This window comes from Streptomyces sp. NBC_01166, from assembly GCF_045039765.1.
In the GTDB taxonomy this organism is placed as follows: Bacteria; Actinomycetota; Actinomycetes; order Streptomycetales; family Streptomycetaceae; genus Streptomyces.
On the sequence record NZ_CP108613.1, the window covers coordinates 7,156,967 to 7,175,144 of the forward strand.

General features: G+C 70.2%; 19 protein-coding genes. 7 read left to right on the forward strand and 12 right to left on the reverse strand.

Annotated elements, in window-relative coordinates:
- Positions 1 to 48: 48 nt before the first annotated feature.
- From OG379_RS32370 to OG379_RS32385, 4 genes are all read right to left on the reverse strand, one after another.
- Positions 49 to 408 carry a DUF6204 family protein gene (locus tag OG379_RS32370; RefSeq protein ID WP_405666644.1) on the reverse strand — a complete coding sequence of 120 codons (360 nt, stop codon included), beginning with the start codon at positions 406 to 408 and terminating at the stop codon, positions 49 to 51.
- 173 nt (positions 409 to 581) lie between these two features.
- Entirely contained in the window at positions 582 to 1,418 is an 837-nt protein-coding gene (locus OG379_RS32375; protein WP_393760709.1) for an aldo/keto reductase, read from the reverse strand.
- 136 nt (positions 1,419 to 1,554) lie between these two features.
- Positions 1,555 to 3,354, reverse strand: coding sequence for an AMP-dependent synthetase/ligase (locus OG379_RS32380; protein ID WP_405666645.1), 1,800 nt, complete (start codon positions 3,352 to 3,354; stop codon positions 1,555 to 1,557).
- 227 nt (positions 3,355 to 3,581) lie between these two features.
- On the reverse strand, positions 3,582 to 4,475 hold the full coding sequence (locus OG379_RS32385; protein WP_405666646.1) for a LysR substrate-binding domain-containing protein: 894 nt from the start codon (positions 4,473 to 4,475) through the stop codon (positions 3,582 to 3,584).
- A gap of 115 nt (positions 4,476 to 4,590) precedes the next feature.
- Here OG379_RS32385 and OG379_RS32390 point away from each other — a divergent pair, with 115 nt between their 5' ends.
- Entirely contained in the window at positions 4,591 to 5,622 is a 1,032-nt protein-coding gene (locus tag OG379_RS32390; protein ID WP_405666647.1) for a bile acid:sodium symporter family protein, read from the forward strand.
- 42 nt (positions 5,623 to 5,664) lie between these two features.
- Here the strand turns inward: OG379_RS32390 and OG379_RS32395 are convergent, their stop codons facing one another.
- The gene (locus tag OG379_RS32395) at positions 5,665 to 6,078 is read right to left on the reverse strand and encodes a hypothetical protein (RefSeq protein ID WP_405666648.1); all 414 of its coding nucleotides are present in this window, start codon (positions 6,076 to 6,078) and stop codon (positions 5,665 to 5,667) included.
- 453 nt (positions 6,079 to 6,531) lie between these two features.
- Here OG379_RS32395 and OG379_RS32400 point away from each other — a divergent pair, with 453 nt between their 5' ends.
- Positions 6,532 to 6,858 (forward strand): hypothetical protein, encoded by a 327-nt coding sequence (locus OG379_RS32400; RefSeq protein WP_405666649.1) that lies wholly within the window; start codon positions 6,532 to 6,534, stop codon positions 6,856 to 6,858.
- Between the two features lie 145 nt (positions 6,859 to 7,003).
- Here the strand turns inward: OG379_RS32400 and OG379_RS32405 are convergent, their stop codons facing one another.
- On the reverse strand, positions 7,004 to 7,285 hold the full coding sequence (locus OG379_RS32405) for a hypothetical protein (RefSeq protein ID WP_405666650.1): 282 nt from the start codon (positions 7,283 to 7,285) through the stop codon (positions 7,004 to 7,006).
- Entirely contained in the window at positions 7,282 to 7,569 is a 288-nt protein-coding gene (locus OG379_RS32410) for a hypothetical protein (RefSeq protein WP_405666652.1), read from the reverse strand. The genes OG379_RS32405 and OG379_RS32410 overlap by 4 nt, the downstream gene beginning before the upstream one ends.
- Before the next feature lie 175 nt (positions 7,570 to 7,744).
- On the opposite strand from OG379_RS32410, the gene OG379_RS32415 reads away from it, so the two are divergent.
- The 3 genes from OG379_RS32415 to OG379_RS32425 are packed head-to-tail and all read left to right on the forward strand — an operon-like array spanning position 7,745 to position 9,302.
- Entirely contained in the window at positions 7,745 to 8,587 is an 843-nt protein-coding gene (locus OG379_RS32415; protein ID WP_405666654.1) for a helix-turn-helix domain-containing protein, read from the forward strand.
- The gene (locus OG379_RS32420) at positions 8,569 to 8,778 is read left to right on the forward strand and encodes a DUF397 domain-containing protein (RefSeq protein WP_405666655.1); all 210 of its coding nucleotides are present in this window, start codon (positions 8,569 to 8,571) and stop codon (positions 8,776 to 8,778) included. The genes OG379_RS32415 and OG379_RS32420 overlap by 19 nt, the downstream gene beginning before the upstream one ends.
- Positions 8,779 to 8,798: 20 nt before the next feature.
- Positions 8,799 to 9,302, forward strand: a complete 504-nt coding sequence (locus tag OG379_RS32425; RefSeq protein ID WP_405666656.1) for an NUDIX hydrolase — start codon at positions 8,799 to 8,801, stop codon at positions 9,300 to 9,302.
- A 76-nt stretch (positions 9,303 to 9,378) separates the two neighbouring features.
- Here the strand turns inward: OG379_RS32425 and fdhD are convergent, their stop codons facing one another.
- From fdhD to OG379_RS32450, 5 genes are read right to left on the reverse strand one after another with little or no spacing between them, the layout of a single operon-like run.
- On the reverse strand, positions 9,379 to 10,227 hold the full coding sequence (gene fdhD, locus OG379_RS32430; protein ID WP_405666657.1) for a formate dehydrogenase accessory sulfurtransferase FdhD: 849 nt from the start codon (positions 10,225 to 10,227) through the stop codon (positions 9,379 to 9,381).
- A 5-nt stretch (positions 10,228 to 10,232) separates the two neighbouring features.
- The gene (locus OG379_RS32435; protein ID WP_405666658.1) at positions 10,233 to 11,093 is read right to left on the reverse strand and encodes a 2Fe-2S iron-sulfur cluster-binding protein; all 861 of its coding nucleotides are present in this window, start codon (positions 11,091 to 11,093) and stop codon (positions 10,233 to 10,235) included.
- On the reverse strand, positions 11,090 to 13,054 hold the full coding sequence (locus OG379_RS32440) for an NAD(P)H-dependent oxidoreductase subunit E (RefSeq protein ID WP_405666660.1): 1,965 nt from the start codon (positions 13,052 to 13,054) through the stop codon (positions 11,090 to 11,092). The genes OG379_RS32435 and OG379_RS32440 overlap by 4 nt, the downstream gene beginning before the upstream one ends.
- A complete protein-coding gene (locus OG379_RS32445; RefSeq protein ID WP_405666661.1) occupies positions 13,045 to 15,000 on the reverse strand; it encodes a molybdopterin oxidoreductase family protein in 1,956 nt (651 codons plus the stop codon). The genes OG379_RS32440 and OG379_RS32445 overlap by 10 nt, the downstream gene beginning before the upstream one ends.
- The gene (locus OG379_RS32450) at positions 14,997 to 15,986 is read right to left on the reverse strand and encodes a 2-dehydropantoate 2-reductase (RefSeq protein ID WP_393760676.1); all 990 of its coding nucleotides are present in this window, start codon (positions 15,984 to 15,986) and stop codon (positions 14,997 to 14,999) included. The genes OG379_RS32445 and OG379_RS32450 overlap by 4 nt, the downstream gene beginning before the upstream one ends.
- A gap of 277 nt (positions 15,987 to 16,263) precedes the next feature.
- On the opposite strand from OG379_RS32450, the gene OG379_RS32455 reads away from it, so the two are divergent.
- Positions 16,264 to 17,214, forward strand: a complete 951-nt coding sequence (locus OG379_RS32455; RefSeq protein ID WP_393760674.1) for a beta-ketoacyl-ACP synthase III — start codon at positions 16,264 to 16,266, stop codon at positions 17,212 to 17,214.
- A gap of 75 nt (positions 17,215 to 17,289) precedes the next feature.
- On the forward strand, positions 17,290 to 17,967 hold the full coding sequence (locus OG379_RS32460) for a GntR family transcriptional regulator (RefSeq protein ID WP_393760672.1): 678 nt from the start codon (positions 17,290 to 17,292) through the stop codon (positions 17,965 to 17,967).
- The last annotated feature ends 211 nt before the right edge of the window (positions 17,968 to 18,178 follow it).

The following is an 18,178-nucleotide window of genomic DNA, read 5'->3' on the forward strand; positions in this document are numbered from 1 at the left end:
GGGCCGGCGTCCGGTCCCCACGCCGCCCCGGTGCCTGAGGCAGGAGGATCAGGCGTCCTTCCCGGCCGCGGCGCGGCGCTGCCGTTTGCCGAGGGGCGCCTGGGAGAGGTCCTCGGCGCTGCTCCTGAGGTTCTTGTGGCCGTAGCCGCGTTCCGCCAGCCACGCCCTCGCAGCGTTCTCGGCGCGTTCGGTCGCCTCCAGGATGTCTTCTTCCTCATCGCCCGAGTCCTGGAAACGGAAAGTGAAGGCCGAGCGGGCGGCCAGGTCGTAGCTCAGGTGTCCCTCAGGCGTGAAGGCCGCGCGCAGGACGTCATGCTCCGCGGCACGGGACAGGAGCTCGGCCCGCTGGGCGGGGCTGAGCCCGTCGAAGACGCCGCGGACCGTGATGCGGAAGGTGCGAGTACTCATCCGGCGACCTTAACCAGCCCGGTCGGCGCGGTTCCACCGCGTTTCTCCCGCACAGCTCTCCTGGACGCGCGAACACAGACGTGAGGGCACGGAGGCGCCGACACAGACGCACGGACACACACCGGCGCCCCCACCGGAGGTACAGCGGTGGGGGCGCCGGGGAGAAGCGGGGGTCAGGCGCCGACGTTCATCTCGGCCGGGTGGGATCCGATGCGCTTGCCCTCGTCGAGCGCGGCGAACGCGGCGAGGTCGTCGGCGTCCAGCTCGAAGTCGAACACGTCGATGTTCTCCGCGATCCGCGACGGCGTCACGGACTTGGGGATCACCACGTGGCCCGTCTGCAGGTGCCAGCGGAGCACCGTCTGCGCGGGGCTCCGGCCGTGCTTGTGCGCGACGGCGACCACCGTCGGGACCTCCAGGAGGCCCTTGCCCGAGCCCAGCGGCGACCAGGCCTCGGTGACGATGCCGTGCTCGGCGTGGACGGCGCGCGACTCGGCTTGCTGGAGCTGCGGGTGCAGCTCGATCTGGTTGACCGCGGGAACGACGGAGGTCTCGCCCATCAGGCGCTCCAGATGTTCCGGGAGGAAGTTCGACACACCGATGGCCTTCGCGCGGCCGTCGGCGAGGATCCGCTCGAAGGCCTTGTACGTGTCGACGTACGCGTCCTTGGCCGGCGTCGGCCAGTGGATGAGGTAGAGGTCGACGTAGTCGAGGCCCAGCTTGTCCAGCGACACGTCGAACGCGCGCAGCGTCGAGTCGTAGCCCTGCTCGCTGTTCCACAGCTTGGTCGTGACGAACAGCTCCTCGCGGGCCACACCCGAGGTGGCGAGGCCCTTGCCGGTGCCCGCCTCGTTCCCGTAGACCGCGGCGGTGTCGATGCTCCGGTACCCGGCCTCCAGGGCCGTGGCCACGGCCGTCGTGGCCTCGTCGTCAGGCACCTGCCAGACACCGAAGCCGAGCTGCGGCATCTCGAGGCCGTTGTTGAGGGTGATGGTGGGGACCTGGCTCACGAGCGGTCGATCCTTACGTTGTGGGTGGGTACTCCCAGAGGGAACGATCGGAAAAGCCTAACCATTCCCACCTGCCCCGATCCGGTGAACCGGAGAAAGAGTGCACCTCTGACGAGCCGTCAGGAGAGGTCCCGGCTCATCGGTAGAGAGCGTCGACCTCGGCCGCGTACGCCGTCTCGATCGCCTTGCGCTTCAGCTTGAGCGACGGGGTGAGCAGGCCGTGTTCCTCGGTGAACTGGTGCGCCAGTATGCGGAAGGTGCGGATGGACTCGGCCTGGGACACCGCCGTGTTCGCGGCCACCACGGCCCTGCGCACCTCCATCTCCAGATCGGGGTCACGCACCAGATCGGCGGGACGCATCGGCGTACGGCCCTGCATCGCGAGCCAGTGCTCCACCGACTCGTGGTCCACGGTGACCAGGGCCGCGATGTAGGGCCTGTCGTTGCCGACGACGATGCACTGCGCCACCAGCGGATGCGCGCGCACCCGCTCCTCCAGGCCGCTCGGGGCCACACTCTTGCCCCCGGAGGTCACCAGGATCTCCTTCTTGCGCCCGGTGATGGTCAGATAACCGTCCTCGTCGAGCGCGCCCAGGTCACCGGTGGCCAGCCACCCGTCGTGCAGTACGGCATCCGTGGCCTTGGGGTCACCCAGGTATCCGGAGAAGACGTTGGCGCCGTGCACCCACACCTCACCGTCCCTGGCGATGTGCACCGTGGAGCCGGGGATCGGCTGGCCGACGGTGCCGTAGCGGGTGCGCTCGGGCGGATTGGCCGTGGCCGCGGCCGTCGTCTCGGTCAGCCCGTAGCCCTCGTAGACCGTGACGCCCGCGCCCGCGAAGAACAGCCCGAGCTGCCGGTCCATCCCTGAGCCGCCCGACATGGCGTGCCGCACCCGGCCGCCCATGGCGTCGCGGACCTTGCGGTAGACCACCTTGTCGAAGAACTGGTGCTGCATCCGCAGCCCGGCGGACGGTCCGGGGCCGGTGCCGAAGGCCCGCTCCTCCATCGCCTCGGCGTACTTCACCGCGATGTCCACGGCCTTGTCGAACGCCCCCGCGCGGCCCTCCGCCTCCGCCTTGCGCCGTGCGCCGTTGAACACCTTCTCGAAGATGTACGGCACCGCGAGGATGAAGGTGGGCCGGAAGGCCACCAGGTCCGGCATCAGGGCCTTCGCGGACAGCTCCGGCTGGTGCGCCAGCTTCACCCGGCCGCGCAGTGCCGCGATCTCCACCATGCGGCCGAAGACATGGGCGAGCGGCAGGAAGAGCAGCGTCGCCGCCTCCTCGCCGGGCTTGGAGAGGAACACCGGATGCCAGCGGCCGACCATGGTGTCGGCCTCGAACATGAAGTGGGAGTGGGTGATCACGCAGCCCTTGGGGCGCCCCGTCGTACCGGAGGTGTAGATCACGGTCGCCACGGAGTCGGGGGTCACCGCGCGGCGGTGCCGGTGGACGACCTCGTCGTCGATCAGCGCACCGGCCTCGTTGAGCTCGGTCACCACGTCGGCGTCCAGCTGCCAGAGTCTGCGCAGGTTCGGCAGCCGGTCTATCACCGAGCCGATCGTCATCGCGTGGTCCTCGTGCTCGACCATGACGGCCGCGACCTCGGCGTCGTGCAGCATCCACAGGACCTGCTCGGCCGACGACGTCGGATAGATCGGCACGGACTGGGCTCCCACCGCCCAGAGCGCGAAGTCGAAGAGGGTCCACTCATAGCGCGTGCGCGACATCAGGGCGACCCGGTCGCCGAACCTGACGCCGTGCGCGATCAGCCCCTTGGCGAGAGCGAGCACCTCGTCGCGGAAGGTGGCCGCCGACACGTCGTGCCATCGGCCCTCCGCGTCCTTGCGGCCGAGGGCCGTCCGGTGGGGGTCTTCCTCCGCATGGTCGAAGACGGTATCGGCAAGACCGCCGACTTGAGGGGCAGCGGCCATGGGTGGGACAGTGAACTCGCGCAATGACCTGCTCCTTGTGGCGCTCCGCACGGCGCCGCGACGCTACCTCACCGCACGAGGCTGCGGGAGGGTCCGAAGTCTCCGGAAACATGGCATCTGGCCATGCCAACCGTAGAAATCGGGCCAGATGGGCAAGGCTCGGGCGGAGTTCTGACCACGGAGTAAGTAGCTGGGGCGGGAATCTCCACCGAATCTGTACGCGGCGCTTACGCCGATTCCGGGTGCGAAGGCATGACCGGACCGCGGTGAAGACGGTCGCCACCCGCCAGGATCGCGGCCGCGAGGGCGTCCGCCGCCTCCTGAGCGGTGTCCCTGCGGCGCCCGTGCAGCAACACGAAGTCCACATCCCCGAGCTCCGGCAGACCTGCCCGGGACGGGACCGGCACGAGCCCCGGCGGGATGAGCCCCCGGGTGTGGGCCATCACCCCCAGGCCGGCACGGGCCGCCGCCACGAGTGCGCTCAGGCTCGCACTCGTACACGCGAAGCGCCAGGACCTGCCGTGCTCCTCCAGCACCTCCAGGGCGCGCGCCCTGGTGATGCCGGGAGGCGGGAAGGCGATCAGCGGGAGGGGACGCTCGGGATCGATCCGCAGCTGCGGGGCGCCGATCCAGGCCAGGGTGTCCTGCCAGACCAGCTCCCCGTGGGCGTCCCCGACGCGGCGCTTGGCCAGCACCAGGTCGAGCCGGCCCGCCGCGAGCTGCCGGTGCAGCGCCCCGGACAGCTCCACGGTGAGCTCCAGCTCGACCTCGGGGTGCTCCCGCCGGAAGGACTCCAGGATCTCCGGAAGGCGGGTCAGCACGAAGTCCTCGGAGGCCCCGAAGCGCAGCCGTCCGCGCAGCCTCGTGCCGGTGAAGAACGCCGCCGCCCGCTCGTTGGCCTGAAGGATCGTCCGCGCGAACCCGAGCATGGCCTCGCCGTCCTCGGTGAGATCGACCCGGTGCGTGTCCCGGTCGAACAGCTGGCGGCCGGCCTCGGACTCCAGCCGGCGGACGTGCTGGCTGACCGTGGACTGCCGGACGCCGAGCCGGCGCGCCGCCTGCGTGAAGCTCAGGGTCTGGGCGACGGCCAGGAAGGTGCGGAGCTGGACGGGGTCGTACATGGTCCGAGGCTATCGCGAACTGTGATGACAGTCAGTGCGGTGTACGGGATTCCCGATCGCGGGGATGAGGAGCACGATGGGGAGGGCACGATTCCACCGAGAGAGCACGGAGCACATGAGCCGCCGCACCAGCCGCCGTATCCCCGCGCTGCCGTCCTGGCTGCCGGTCGACCTCTACATCCTGGCGCTGATCGGCACGGTGGTACTCGCGGCGCTGCTGCCCGTCTCCGGGACCGGCGCGGACGTGGCGGGCGGCGCGTCGACCGGCGCGGTGGCCCTGCTCTTCTTCCTCTACGGGGCGCGTCTCTCGACCGCCGAGGCGCTCGACGGCCTGAAGCACTGGAGGCTCCACCTCACCGTCCTGGCCTGCACCTTCGTGGTGTTCCCGCTGTTCGGGCTCGCAAGCCACGGTCTGGTGCCGTACGTGCTGACCCCACAGCTCCAGGACGGCTTCCTCTTCCTGTGCCTGGTGCCCTCGACCATCCAGTCGTCGATCGCCTTCACCTCGATCGCCCGAGGCAACGTGCCGGCCGCCATCTGCGCCGGCTCCTTCTCCAGCATCGCCGGGATCCTGCTGACGCCGCTGCTGGCGGCCGTGCTGCTGGGCGGGAGCGGGGGAGGGTTCTCCGCGGACTCGCTGGTGAAGATCGTCCTCCAGCTGCTGGTTCCCTTCCTCGCCGGGCAGCTGCTGCGCCGCTGGGTCGGAGGTTTCATCAGCCGTCACCGCAAGGTGCTGGGGTACGTCGACCGCGGGTCGATCCTGCTCGTCGTCTACACGGCCTTCAGCGAGGGCATGGTGGCCGGGATCTGGCACCAGGTCACCCCGCTCCGGCTCGGCGCGCTGCTCGGCGCCGAGGCCGTGCTGCTGGCCCTCATGCTCGCGGTCAGCTGGTACGGGGCGAAGCGGCTGGGCTTCGGGCGGGAGGACCGGATCGCCATCCAGTTCGCCGGGTCGAAGAAGAGCCTGGCGGCCGGGCTGCCGATGGCCAGCGTCCTGTTCGGCGCGCACGCGAGTCTCGCGGTGCTGCCGCTGATGCTCTTCCACCAGATGCAGCTGATGGTCTGCGCGGTGATCGCCAAGCGCCGCTCGCGTGACCCGCTGCCGGGCGGCGAGGCGGCCTCGGAGCAGCCGGTATCCGTGGGCTGACGCGGGCAGGCCGGTGATCCCACGGGCTCACCGGCCACACGGTCAATCCGTGGGCGCTCCGACGAGGCTCCGAATCGGGTGGTGCCGGCCCCAGAGCCTGTTCACCAGAGGGGCCGCGGCCCCCATGAGCGTCATGACCGAGGCGGCGACCCAGTACCGCCGGCCTTGGCCCAACGTCAGTACCGACACTGCTCCCACTGCGGCGCCGATGCTCAGGCTCAAGGCCGGCCACCACTCGCTCCGGCGCAGCAGACCGGGAACGGAGTACATCGTCACGATGAATCCAGCGGTCATCGCGAACTCGTACCACCCGCCCCCCTCAGGAAGGTTCCACCCACCGGCACGCCCTCCATTGCTGTGGTAGAAGAACCGCATGTGCACTGCGCCGGCCACACCCCAGCACAGCGCACCGGCACTCACCGTGCCTATCAGCGCTCTCCACTCCCTGTTCCCCATGACCAGATGGTAGATCCCGCTGGGATCACGGCGCCGGCAGTCCTGGCGCCGGTCACGGTGCCTGGTGGTGGCGGTGGTGATCCTGGGCCTGCGCAAGAACGACGCCGCCCCGGCACCGATGGCACAGCACCGGATGGGGGCAGCTCCGCCAATGTGTCGCGCGTCCATGCGTACACGGAATGAAGCAGGCCTACGACCTGCTTCCCGCCGTTGTGGAAGAGTCCCTCCAGGACCCCGGGCAGAACATCTTCATCGCGTCCGAATACCTGGCGCAACTCAAGGCGGAGAGTGAGTTCGCCAACGTGCCGGCAGGGGAGATGACGTCCGCCCAGTACCAAGAACTTGACTTGCCGCGCGGTACAACGGCGGCCCCTACTGGGAAGGGGATCAGGCCCAGGATTATGGCCGGGGATTCAATAACGACCTCGAGAACGCCAGGGAAGCGCTGCGCTGATGTCCGACCAGATCGAAGCCACACCCGTGGCCGGAGACGACAGTGGCTGCCTTCGACGGGTCATAGCGGTGCCGCTGACGATCATCTACGCGATCGCTGCCTTCTGCTGCTACACAGCGCTGATCACCCACCCCTCCGGGAGCTGGGACCAGGACGCGTACGGCGCGATCACGTTGATGTGCTTTCTCACCATCGCGGTCAGCGCGCTCGGGGTGCTTGTCACCCTTGCCCCTCCCACCGTGCGCCGTGCCATGGGTCCCTGGTGGCTGGCGCCGCCGCTGATCCTCAGCGCGATCGCGGTGGCCCGGTGGGTTTTGGGCGGTTGACGGCTGTCCGGAGGTCGCGGCCGTGCAGTCCACCGGAGCAATTCGGGCCTTGCCTGCCGGCCGCAGCGGCTACATAGCCGGTCGGGTGCGCGCCCCCAACGCAAGCAGTTGGGGAAGGCGTCCTCAGTTGGGCTTCGCTGTGCTGTCATCGGGCATCGTCCTCGGACCGATCGGTGCGTGGGGCGCCCCGTATGTCGGTGAGTCCGAGGCCGGTACGGCTGCGGGCGTTGGCCTCGGCGACGCGGGCGCTCAGCAACTCGGCCGGGCCGAGCGGCCGTAGGCGGTCCGGGTCCGCGTCCCACTCGCGGCCACCGCCGAGTGGGCGGAGCTGGAGGTACGGCCCTTCGTGGCCCATCACCAGGCCCACACGGCCACTGCCGTCGTCGTGCACGGCTGTCCCGACGTGAGGGGCGCTGTCGTCGGTCACCCGCTCGCTCCACCCCTGATCGCGGCAGCGAGGGCATGCGCAACAGGGGGCGAGCAGACGCCGAGGTGCACGAGAGCGTAAGGGGCCGGCCGTGCGCTGCCGTCGTCCTCTGTGTCCGGCCACGGAGTGCGCGCATCCATCGCGGGCAGTTGGATTCCCGCGGCGCTCAGTGCGGCGGCGAGGGCGTCGTGCGCATCGACGGCCTCCTGGATCTTGGCCGTTGTGGGGCGTCCTGTCTGGCGTGTCCTGTGGGGGAGGGGCGGCTTCTGCGACGGCGGCGTCATGGGTGGGTTCCTTCGGTTGTACTTTCGCGGATTCCTCTGCCTGGCCCCACGCCCGGCATTACGTTGCGTGATGGGATGGTTACGAGAATGGCCCGGGCGGTGGTGTGACACACCGAGGGCGGGGTGTGCTTCCCCGGCAGTTGAGTCACGTTCCACACGTTCCACGGAGGGCACGATGCCGACGAGGCGCGCGGTCACAGGCCGCAGCAGGGAACCACGCGCACGGTTCGCGGAGGAGCTGCGGCGCCTGCGCAGCGAGCGCGGCGACAGTCTGCGGCAGCTCGGCGAACGGCTGGGCTGGGACTGGTCGTTGTTCGGGAAGATGGAAAAAGGCGAGACGGTCGGCGGGCCGGAGGTCGTGGAGGCGCTGGACCAGCACTACGGGACGCCGGGCATGCTGCTGGCCCTGTGGGAGCTGGCGATCAGCGACCAGACCCAGTTCAAGGAGCGGTACCGGCGGTACATGGCCCTGGAGGCGGAGGCCACGAGCCTGTGGCACTTCGCGGTCAGCGTGCTGCCGGGGCTGTTGCAGACACCGGGGTATGCGCGGGAACTGCTGGCGTCCGGCGGGTTCAGCCGGGAACGGCTGACGCAGCAGGTGGAGGCGCGGATGGGACGGCGGAGCCTGCTGGAAGGAGAAGGCGCGCCGCCGTTCCGGACGATCCTGTCGGAGGCGGCTCTTCGGACGGCATTGCAGGGTGCGGAGGAGTGGCGGGACCAGCTCGAGTATCTGTCCGAGATGGCGGAGCGGCCGAATCTGACACTGCAAGTGCTGCCGCAAAGTGCCGGGTTGCATGGGTTGTCGAGCACTGACGTCTGGTTTCTTCGACTGCCTGACGGCCGTACTGTGGCGTACACGGAGCACGGGTACGGCGGCGAACTCCACGAGGAAAGCGCTGCGGTGGAGCGCATGCAACGTGCGTACGATGCAACGCGTGACCTGGCGCTTTCCCCCGCCGAGTCGCAAAAATTCGTCCTGCGCATGTTGGAGGAACTGCCGTGCGATCCATCGACCTGAGCGCCGCGACCTGGCGCAAGAGCAGCCACAGCAACCAGGACGGTGGCGCGTGCGTAGAGGTCTCAGACGACTTCGCCGCTGTCGTCCCGGTGCGTGACAGCAAGTGCCCACACGGTCCCGCGCTGACATTCGCGGTGGACCACTGGTCGTCGTTCGTGTCCGCAGTGAGGGACGGAGCGGTGGACGCCTGAGCCGCCCGCCGCGCCACAGCATGACGGCAGAGAAATCGAAGGCCCTGAAACCCCGGGTGCAGCTGGTCATCGGCATCATCCGCCGAGGCGACGAGATCCTGCTCGTGCGCGAGAGTCTCGGCGCAGCCGGCGAGCCCCTCTGGTCGCTGCCCGGTGGCGGGGTCGAGGACGGCGAGCTCATGCACGAAGCCCTCCGGCGCGAGCTGCGGGAGGAGACCGGGCTGCTCGTGGGCGATCCGGTGCGGACCGCATTCCTCATGCACATCGACTCGGAGCGTCATCCTTCGGCCGTGGCCGCCGCCTTCGAGATCGACGAGTGGTCGGGGGACATCGCGCCACAGGACGACGACATCGAGCAGGCCGCCTTCTTCCCTCTGCCCGATGCCCTGAAGCTCCTCCGCGAGCTGGACAGCTCGACGCAGCGGGAGCCCATCGTCGGCTACCTGAGCGGGGACGTCGCTCCAGGGGCCACCTGGCTGTACCGCAACCGAGGCGGAGAAGAGACGCTGGTCGCCCGCTGGTGACGCACGAGAGGGCCCGGACGGCGCAGGGGGCGCTCCCCGCCGGCCGGGCCCTGCCCCGTGCAGCGGGCGGGCCGGCTCAGCCCTGGCCCACCGTCGCCTCGAGGGCGATGCGGTGGTCACCCGCGTACACGTTCATGGACTGCCCCCGCAGGAAGCCGACCAGGGTCAGTCCGCTCTCGGCCGCGAGATCCACGGCCAGCGACGACGGCGCCGAGACCGCCGCCAGCATCGGGATCCCCGCCATCACCGCCTTCTGCGCCAGTTCGAACGAGGCCCGCCCCGACACCAGCAGAATCGCCTGCGAGAGCGGCAGCCGGTCGTCGGTGAGGGCGCGCCCCACGAGCTTGTCGACCGCGTTGTGGCGGCCGACGTCCTCCCTGATGTCCAGCAGCTCGCCCTCCGGGGAGAACAGCGCCGCCGCGTGCAGGCCCCCGGTCCGGTCGAACACCCGCTGTGCCTCGCGCAGCCGGTCGGGGAGGACCGAGAGCAGCGCGGGCGTCACCCGGACCGGGGGAGTGTCGGAGACGGGATGGCGGGTCGTGGTGCGGACGGCGTCGAGGCTCGCCTTGCCGCAGAGTCCGCAGGACGAGGTGGTGTAGACGTTGCGTTCCAGCGTGATGTCGGGGACCACGACGCCGGGCGCCAGTTTCACGTCCACCACGTTGTACGTGTTCACTCCGTCGGCCGTCGCCCCCGCGCAGTACACGATCGACTGCACCTCGGAGCCCTCGCCGATCACGCCCTCGCTCACCAGGAAGCCCGCCGCGAGCGCGAAGTCGTCGCCCGGGGTGCGCATCGTGATGGCGAGTGGTTTGCCGTTCAGCCGGATCTCCAGGGGCTCCTCCGCCACGAGAGTGTCGGGGCGGGTCGTGACCGCCCCGTCCCGGATGCGGATGGTGCGGCGACGCTCGGTGACCCGTCCCATAGCCGTCAATCCCGATTCTGTACGTGTTGGTAGCCGAAACGGCCCTTGATACAGAGGTTGCCATGGGTCACGGGGTTGTCGTGCGGCGAGGTGACCTTGACGATCTCGTTCTCCTGCACATGGAGGGTCACGTTGCAGCCCACACCGCAGTAGGCGCAGACCGTCGTGGTCTGCGTCTGCGCCTCCTCGTCCCATCTCCCCGTCGCCCGCATGCCGAATTCCGTGCTGAACGAGAGTGCGCCGGTGGGGCAGACCTCGATGCAGTTCCCGCAGAAGACACAGGCCGAGTCGGGGAGTGCGGCGTCGTGCTCGGTGGAGATACGTGCGTCGAAACCGCGTCCCGAGACGGCGATGGCGAAGGTGTTCTGCCACTGCTCGCCGCAGGCGTCGACGCACTTGTAGCAGAGGATGCACTTGTCGTATTCGCGGACGAACAGTTCGTTGTCGATCTTGGGCTGTTCGTTCATCCGGGCGGCGTCCGCGCCGAAGCGTTCCGGCTTCGCCTCGTACTCCTTGATCCACTCCTCGGCCCGTGGCGTCGTGGACAGGTCCGTCGACGAGGCCAGCAGCTCCAGGACCACCTTCCGGCTGTGCCGGGCCCGCTCCGTGTCCGTGCGGACCGTCATGCCCGGCTCGGCGCGCCGGGAGCAGGCCGGGGCGAGCGTGCGGGCGCCCTCCACCTCGACCACACACACCCGGCAGGCGTTCTTCGGCGTGAGCGTGTCCCCCTGGCACAGGGTCGGGATGTCCTTGCCCGCCGACCGGCAGGCGTCCAGGATCGTGGACCCTTCCGGGACCCGGGTCTCCTCGCCGTCCAGCGTGAACGAGACGAGACGGCGCGGCGGCTGAAGCGGCACAGTGGTCACTTGTAGACCCCCAGACGGTCGATGGCTGACTCCACGGCGTTCCACGCTGTCTGGCCGAGACCGCAGATCGAGGCGTCCCGCATGGCCTGCCCCACCTCTCTCATGAGCGCGATGTCCTCGGCGGCCCCGTCGCCCGTACGGTCCACGATCCGGTGCAGGGCCTCCTCCTGGCGGACCGTGCCCACCCGGCAGGGCACGCACTGGCCGCACGACTCGTCGCGGAAGAACTCCGCGATGCGCAACAGCACCCGGGGGAGCTCCACCGAGTCGTCCAGGACCAGGACCACCCCCGAGCCGAGTGTCGTCCCCGCCGCGCGGGTGCCCTCGAAGGTCAGCGGGACGTCCAGCTCGTCGGGGCGTACGAAACCGCCCGCCGCCCCGCCGAGGAGCACGGCCCGCAGCCGCTCGGGCGGACCCGCGAGGTCGAGCAGCTCCCGCAGATTCGCGCCGAAGGGCAGTTCGTAGATGCCGGGGCGTGCCACCTGGCCGGAGACGCAGAACAGCTTGGTCCCGGTGGACGTCTCCGTGCCGGTCGCGGCGTACGCGGCGGCTCCGTGCCCCAGGATCGGCAGCACGTTCACCAGCGTCTCGACGTTGTTGACCGCGGTCGGTTTGCCGAAGAGGCCCTTCTCCACCGGGAACGGCGGTTTGGAACGCGGCTCGCCCCGCTGCCCCTCGATCGAGTTGAAGATAGCGGTCTCCTCGCCGCAGATGTACGCCCCCGCACCGCGCCGGATCTCGATGTCGAAGGCGTACCCCTGCCCGAGGACGTCGGGGCCGAGCAGTCCGCGGGTGCGGGCGCTCGTCAGGGCGTGGTCGAGCCGTTCGTACGCGCGGGGGTACTCGCCGCGCAGGTAGATGTAGCCCTGGTGGGCGCCGATGGCGTATCCGGCGATCGTCATCGCCTCGACCAAGGCGTACGGATCGCCCTCCATCAGGACCCGGTCCTTGAAGGTGCCGGGCTCGCTCTCGTCCGCGTTGCACACCAGGTAGTGCGGACCGTCGGCCTGCTGGGCGGTGGCCTGCCACTTGCGGCCCGTCGGGAACGCGGCGCCGCCCCGGCCGACGAGTCCGGCGTCCAGCACCTCGCGAATCACCCCCGCCGGGCCGAGCGCGAACGCGCGGCGCAGTGCGGTGTAGCCGCCGGTGGAGCGGTAGTCGTCGAGGGATGCGGGGTCCACCGTGCCGATCCGCTTGAGGAGTACGAGGGCGGGGTCGCCGGCCTGGGGGACGGCTGCGGCGGCCGGGGGCTCCTTCGGGGCGTCCAGGGGCGCGCGGGCCGCGGTGACCAGCGCGGGCGCGGTGGCGGGGGCGAGCACGGCGGAGCAGCGGACGGCCCTTGCGGCGGGTGCTTCGGGGGCTCCGCCCCCGGACCCCTGCTCCTCGAACTCCCCCGGACTCCGTCCGGGGGGACCCCCGAGGGGCTGGATTTGCCTGAAGCTCCGGAGGTCTGGATCCGCCCCCGCCTGGAGCAGCAGCGCCGCCGGTGCTCGTTCGCACAGGCCCAGGCACGGGCTCTCCTGCCAGACCGTGCCCTCGGCCGGGGTGCCCGGAGCACCCAGGCGCTCGGTGAGGTCCGCGCACACGCCCGCCGAGCCGCGGGCCGCGCAGGCCAGGTCCGTACAGACGTGGAGCACCTTCGCCGGGCGGGGCCGCACCGAGAACATGGAGTAGAAGGTCGCGACGCCGTATGCCTCCGCCGGGGCGACCGTGAGCCGCCGGCAGATGTAGTCCAGCGCGCCCTCGCTGATCCAGCCCACACGGTCGTTCACCGCGTGCAGTGCGGGCAGCAGCTGGTCCCGGCGGTCCTTGGCCGCGGCGGCACCGCCCCTCGCCCACCGGAGGTCCTCGTCGGTGCGCTCGGCGGCGCCCTCCCATCCGGACGGCGGAGGGCCCAACAGGGCGTCCACCGCTTCCCGTTCGGCGTCGGACGGGGCCGCGTCGGTGTACCTCAGGTCCATGCGGGCACCAGCTTCTCTATCCGTACGGCGGAGGCCTTGAATTCGGCGGTGCCGGCGATCGGGCAGTTCGCCTCGATGGTCAGCTGGTTGGTGTCGACCTCGTCGGGGAAGTGCATCGTCATGAAGGCCAGACCCGGCCGCAGCCCGGGGTCGATCCAGACGGGCGCGGTGACACTGCCCCGCCGCGACGAGACCCGCACCTCCTCGCCCACGGAGACGCCGTACGACTCGGCGTCCTCGGGACACAGCTCGATGTACTCGCCCCGGCGCAGTGGTGACGCGTAACTCCCGCTCTGCACACCGGTGTTGTACGAGTCCAGGCGTCGCCCGGTCGTCAGCCTCAGCGGGTAGGACTCGTCGGTGAGGTCGACCGGAGGATCGTGCTGCACCAGGCCGAAGGGGGCCGCGGGGCCGCGCCGGTCCGGATCGGTCTCCCAGAGCCGGGCGTGCAGGAAGCTCGACGGCAGCTTCTCCGTGTCGGGGCAGGGCCACTGCAGCCCCTGGTGCTCCGCGAGCCGTTCGTACGTCATCCCGAAGTGGTCGGGGGAGAGGGAGCGCAGCTCGTTCCAGACGGCCTCGGAGTCCTCGAACTTCCAGTCGTGGCCGAGCTGTCCGGCCAGGGCGCAGATGATGTCGATGTCCTCGCGGGCCTCGCCCGGCGGCACGAGCGCGGCCCGGACGCGCTGCACGCGCCGTTCGCTGTTGGTCGTGGTGCCGTCGGTCTCGGCCCAGGCGGCGGTGGCGGGCAGGACCACGTCGGCCAGCTGGGCGGTCCTGGTCAGGAAGATGTCCTGCACCACCAGATGGTCCAGTGCCTCCAGCCGGCGCACCGCCTGGTCGCTGTCGGCCTCCGACTGTGCGGGGTTCTCCCCGATGCAGTACACCGCGCGCAGTTCGCCGGTCTCCATGGCCTCGAACATCTGGGTGAGGGTCTTGCCGTACCGAGGCTGGATGACGGTGTCCCAGGACCGTTCGAACTTCTGCCGGACGGGCGGGTCCAGGATGTCCTGGAAGCCGGGGAGTTTGTTGGGGATGGCGCCCATGTCGCCGCCGCCCTGTACGTTGTTCTGCCCGCGCAGGGGCTGGACCCCGGAGCCGTACCGCCCGACATGGCCGGTGAGCAGCGAGAGGTTGATCAGCGCGCGTACGTTGTCGGTGCCGTTGTGGTGCTCGGTGATGCCCAGGGTCCAGCAGAGCTGGGCCCGTTCGGCCGTGGCGTAGGCGTGGGCGAGGTCCCGGATCGCCTCGGCCGGGACCCCGGTCACCTTCTCGGCGGCGGTCAGGGTCCAGGGTTCGACGAGCGCGGCGTACTCCTCGTACCCGCTGGTCGCGCGGTCCACGAAGGCCTTGTTGACCAGCCCGGCGTGGATGATCTCGCGGCCGATCGCGTGGGCGAGCGGGATGTCGGTGCCGACGTTGAGACCGAGCCAGCTCTCCGCCCATTCGGCGGTCGAGGTGCGGCGCGGGTCGACGGCGTGCATCCGGGCGCCGTTGTGGATGCCCTTGAGCACGTGGTGGAAGAAGATCGGGTGCGCGAAACGGGCGTTGGAGCCCCACATCACGATCAGGTCGGTGTGCTCCACCTCCTCGTACGAGGACGTGCCGCCGCCGGAGCCGAAGGCGGCCGAGAGGCCCGCGACGCTCGGGGCGTGACAGGTGCGGTTGCAGGAGTCGACGTTGTTGGTGCCCATCACGACGCGGGTGAACTTCTGGGCCACGTAGTTCATCTCGTTGGTGGCCCGGGCGCAGGACAGCATCGCGAAGGCGTCGGGGCCGTGTGCCTCGCGGGTCTGCCGGAACCCGGCAGCCGCCCAGGCCAGCGCCTCCTCCCAGCTCGCCCGGCGCAGCACGCCGTCCTCCCCGCGGACGAGAGGGTGGGTGAGGCGTTCGTACGTCTTCGGCTGCCGGTCCTTCCGGCTCCGACCGCCTGTGCGTTCGCTCTTCATGGTGCGCTCCCTGCCGGTGCCGAGGACGTGGTGGCGAGGAGATCCGCGAGCGCGTGCACGGCGCGCAGCGTCGGTACGGGCGTTCCGGCCAGCTCGGCCAGCTCGACGACGGCCGCGAGCAGCACGTCGAGTTCGAGGGGTTTGCCCTTCTCCAGGTCCTGGAGGGTGGATGTCTTGTGATCGCCGACGCGCTCCGCGCCCGCGATGCGCCGCTCCACGGAGATCTCGGGGCGGCAGCCGACGGCCGCCGCCACTTCGAGGGTTTCGCGCATCATCGACTCCACGAGTGCGCGGGTGTCCGGATGGCGGCAGATCTGGCCCATGGTGGCGCGGGCCAGCGCGCTGATCGGGTTGAAGGAGATGTTGCCGAGCAGTTTGATCCAGATGTCGTTGCGCAGGTCGGACTCCACAGGGCACTTGAGTCCGCCCGCGACCATGGCCTCGCTGAAGTCCAGACAGCGTCTGGAGACCGTCCGGTCCGGCTCGCCGATGGCGAACCGGGTGCCTTCGAGGTGGCGCACCACGCCCGGTGCCTCGATCTCGGTGGCGGCGTAGACCACGCAGCCGATGGCGCGTTCGGGCGGCAGTGTGGCGCTCACCGAGCCGGCCGGGTCGACGCTGTGGATCCGGCGGCCGGTGTACGGGCCGCCGAGGCCGTGGAAGTACCACCAGGGGATGCCGTTCTGGGCGGCTATCACCGCGGTGTCCCGGTGCATCAGCGGATGGACCAGCGGCCCCGACACCGCGTACGAGTTGGCCTTGAGGCCGAGGAACACATAGTCGACGGGCCCGACCTCCGAGGGGTCGTCGGTGGCGGCGGGCCGTGCGGTGAAGTCACCGCGCGGGCTGAGCACGCGCACACCGTCACGGCGCATGGCCGCCAGATGCGGGCCCCGGGCGATGAGATGGACGTCGGCGCCCGCGCGGTGGAGCGCGGCCCCGACATAGGCGCCGATTGCTCCGGCGCCGACAACTGCGACTTTCACGGGCTCTCCGTTCGGTGAGAGGACCGAGCGAGGGTGTCAAGTCGACAGAATATTGTCTACAGTATGCCTTCGGGGAGGGTCAATACTCGTGACAGCGGGTGCCTGGTCCGGACGCGATTCCGGCAGGTACTCCGGAGTGTCCGCGAGAGTTCCCGGGGAGCTGTTCGAGACGCTCCAACCTCGGGCGCGTATTCCTGTGGGATCAGGTGCCCCTGTACCGGTCGGTAGCAACCAAGACTGGATAGTTCCTGCCAAACGTAGCGAGGGGAACCCGTACATGACCGGCTCACGTGTCGTGGCGCTCGGCCACTACCAGCCTGCCAAGGTCCTCACCAACCACGATCTGGCGGCCATGGTCGACACCAGCGACGAGTGGATCACCAGCCGGGTCGGCATCAGGACCCGGCACGTGGGCGGGCCCGACGAACCCGTGGACGAACTGGCCGCCCACGCCGCGGCCAAGGCCCTCGCTTCGGCCGGACTCCAGCCGGCGGACATCGACATGGTCCTGGTCGCCACCTCCACGGCCATCGACCGGTCGCCGAGCATGTCCGCCCGGGTCGCCGCCCGCCTGGGCATGGGCTCACCGGCCGTGATGGACATCAACGTGGTCTGCTCCGGGTTCACCCACGCGCTCGCCACCGCCGACCACGCCATCCGGGCCGGCGCCGCCACCCGGGCCCTCGTCATCGGCGCCGACAAGATGGGCGACATCGTCGACTGGACGGACCGCTCCACCTGCGTCCTGATGGGCGACGGTGCGGGTGCGGCCGTCGTCACCGCCGACCCCGAAGGGGGCGACAGGCCCGGGATCGGCCCCGTCCTGTGGGGTTCGGTGCCGGAGATGGGCAATGCCGTACGGATCGAGGGCACGCCCCCGCGATTCGCGCAGGAGGGCCAGTCCGTCTACCGCTGGGCCACCACTCAGCTGCCGCCGATCGCCCGCAAGGTCTGCGAACGGGCCGGTGTCACGCCCGAGGACCTGGCCGCGGTGGTGCTGCACCAGGCCAACCTGAGGATCATCGAACCCGTCGCCCGGAAGATCGGGGCGGTCAACGCCGTCATCGCCCGTGACGTGGTGGATTCCGGTAACACCTCGGCCGCGTCGATCCCGATGGCCCTGTCCAAACTGGTGGAAAGAGGGGAGGTCGAGAGCGGTGCGCCGGCCCTGCTCTTCGGCTTCGGCGGAAATCTTTCCTACGCGGGTCAGGTGATCCGCTGCCCCTGAGGCCCCCGGCGTGGCATTGTGCTCGGTAGACTGTAGACGATAAGCAATGGCCCGGGCGCCCGGAGGGGGACCGCGATGTTGTCCGCAGGACTGCCGCAAGGAACGGTGCCGAAGCTGGAGCGGCCGGGACCGTTGCGCGAGCGCGTCTACGAGGCGCTCCTCGAGCTGATCACCACGCGTGCCCTCAGCCCCGGCCAGCATCTGGTCGAGAGCGAACTCGCGGGCCATCTGGGGGTGTCGCGGCAGCCGGTGCGCGAGGCGCTCCAGCGGCTGAACACCGAGGGCTGGGTCGATCTGCGCCCCGCGCAGGGCGCGTTCGTCCATGAACCCACCGAGGAGGAGGCGGACCAGCTGCTCTCGGTCCGTACCCTGCTGGAGGCGGAGGCCGCCCGGCTGGCCGCCGCCCACTCCGGACGGCCGGGCATCGAGGCCCTGGAGGAGCTGTGCTCAAAGGGGGAGCGGGCCGTCGCCGCCGACGACGTGGACCTCGCCGTCGCCACGAACGCCGCGTTCCACGCCAAGGTCATGGAGCTGGCGGGCAATGTCGTCCTGTCCGAGCTCGCCGCCCAGGTGGACCGCCGGGTCCGCTGGTACTACACGCCTGTGGCCCGCCAGCGCGGCACCCAGTCGTGGATCGAGCACCGGGAGCTGATCGCGGCGATCGCCTCCAGGGACGAGCAGCGGGCGACCGAGATCATGCGGGCACACACCGAGCACACGCGCCAGACGTACCACCGGCGCGAACAGGCCTGATCGCCGTCCGACCGGAGATCACCGCCTGACCGAAGGCCGGGGCAGCAGGACGCCCCGGCCTTTTCGCGCGCTCCTGACCGGCACACCGCACGCCGGGGCCGTCGGCCGGCGCCCACGAGCCGCATCTTTGTCCTGAGTGTGGAGAAAGTTGGAGTGGATTCATGCGCAACTTCTTCCCACTCCGGTAAACCGCTGCTACGTTCCCCTCGAA

Bases quoted from the DNA above. Each gene is read 5' to 3' on its own strand.
- OG379_RS32370 (WP_405666644.1), bottom strand. From the start codon at position 408: ATGAGTACTCGCACCTTCCGCATCACGGTCCGCGGCGTCTTCGACGGG.
- OG379_RS32380 (WP_405666645.1), bottom strand. From the start codon at position 3,354: ATGGCCGCTGCCCCTCAAGTCGGCGGTCTTGCCGATACCGTCTTCGAC.
- OG379_RS32385 (WP_405666646.1), bottom strand. From the start codon at position 4,475: ATGTACGACCCCGTCCAGCTCCGCACCTTCCTGGCCGTCGCCCAGACC.
- OG379_RS32390 (WP_405666647.1), top strand. From the start codon at position 4,591: ATGAGCCGCCGCACCAGCCGCCGTATCCCCGCGCTGCCGTCCTGGCTG.
- OG379_RS32395 (WP_405666648.1), bottom strand. From the start codon at position 6,078: ATGGGGAACAGGGAGTGGAGAGCGCTGATAGGCACGGTGAGTGCCGGT.
- OG379_RS32400 (WP_405666649.1), top strand. From the start codon at position 6,532: ATGTCCGACCAGATCGAAGCCACACCCGTGGCCGGAGACGACAGTGGC.
- OG379_RS32410 (WP_405666652.1), bottom strand. From the start codon at position 7,569: ATGACGCCGCCGTCGCAGAAGCCGCCCCTCCCCCACAGGACACGCCAG.
- OG379_RS32415 (WP_405666654.1), top strand. From the start codon at position 7,745: ATGCCGACGAGGCGCGCGGTCACAGGCCGCAGCAGGGAACCACGCGCA.
- OG379_RS32425 (WP_405666656.1), top strand. From the start codon at position 8,799: ATGACGGCAGAGAAATCGAAGGCCCTGAAACCCCGGGTGCAGCTGGTC.
- fdhD (WP_405666657.1), bottom strand. From the start codon at position 10,227: ATGGGACGGGTCACCGAGCGTCGCCGCACCATCCGCATCCGGGACGGG.
- OG379_RS32440 (WP_405666660.1), bottom strand. From the start codon at position 13,054: ATGGACCTGAGGTACACCGACGCGGCCCCGTCCGACGCCGAACGGGAA.
- OG379_RS32445 (WP_405666661.1), bottom strand. From the start codon at position 15,000: ATGAAGAGCGAACGCACAGGCGGTCGGAGCCGGAAGGACCGGCAGCCG.
- OG379_RS32455 (WP_393760674.1), top strand. From the start codon at position 16,264: ATGACCGGCTCACGTGTCGTGGCGCTCGGCCACTACCAGCCTGCCAAG.
- OG379_RS32460 (WP_393760672.1), top strand. From the start codon at position 17,290: ATGTTGTCCGCAGGACTGCCGCAAGGAACGGTGCCGAAGCTGGAGCGG.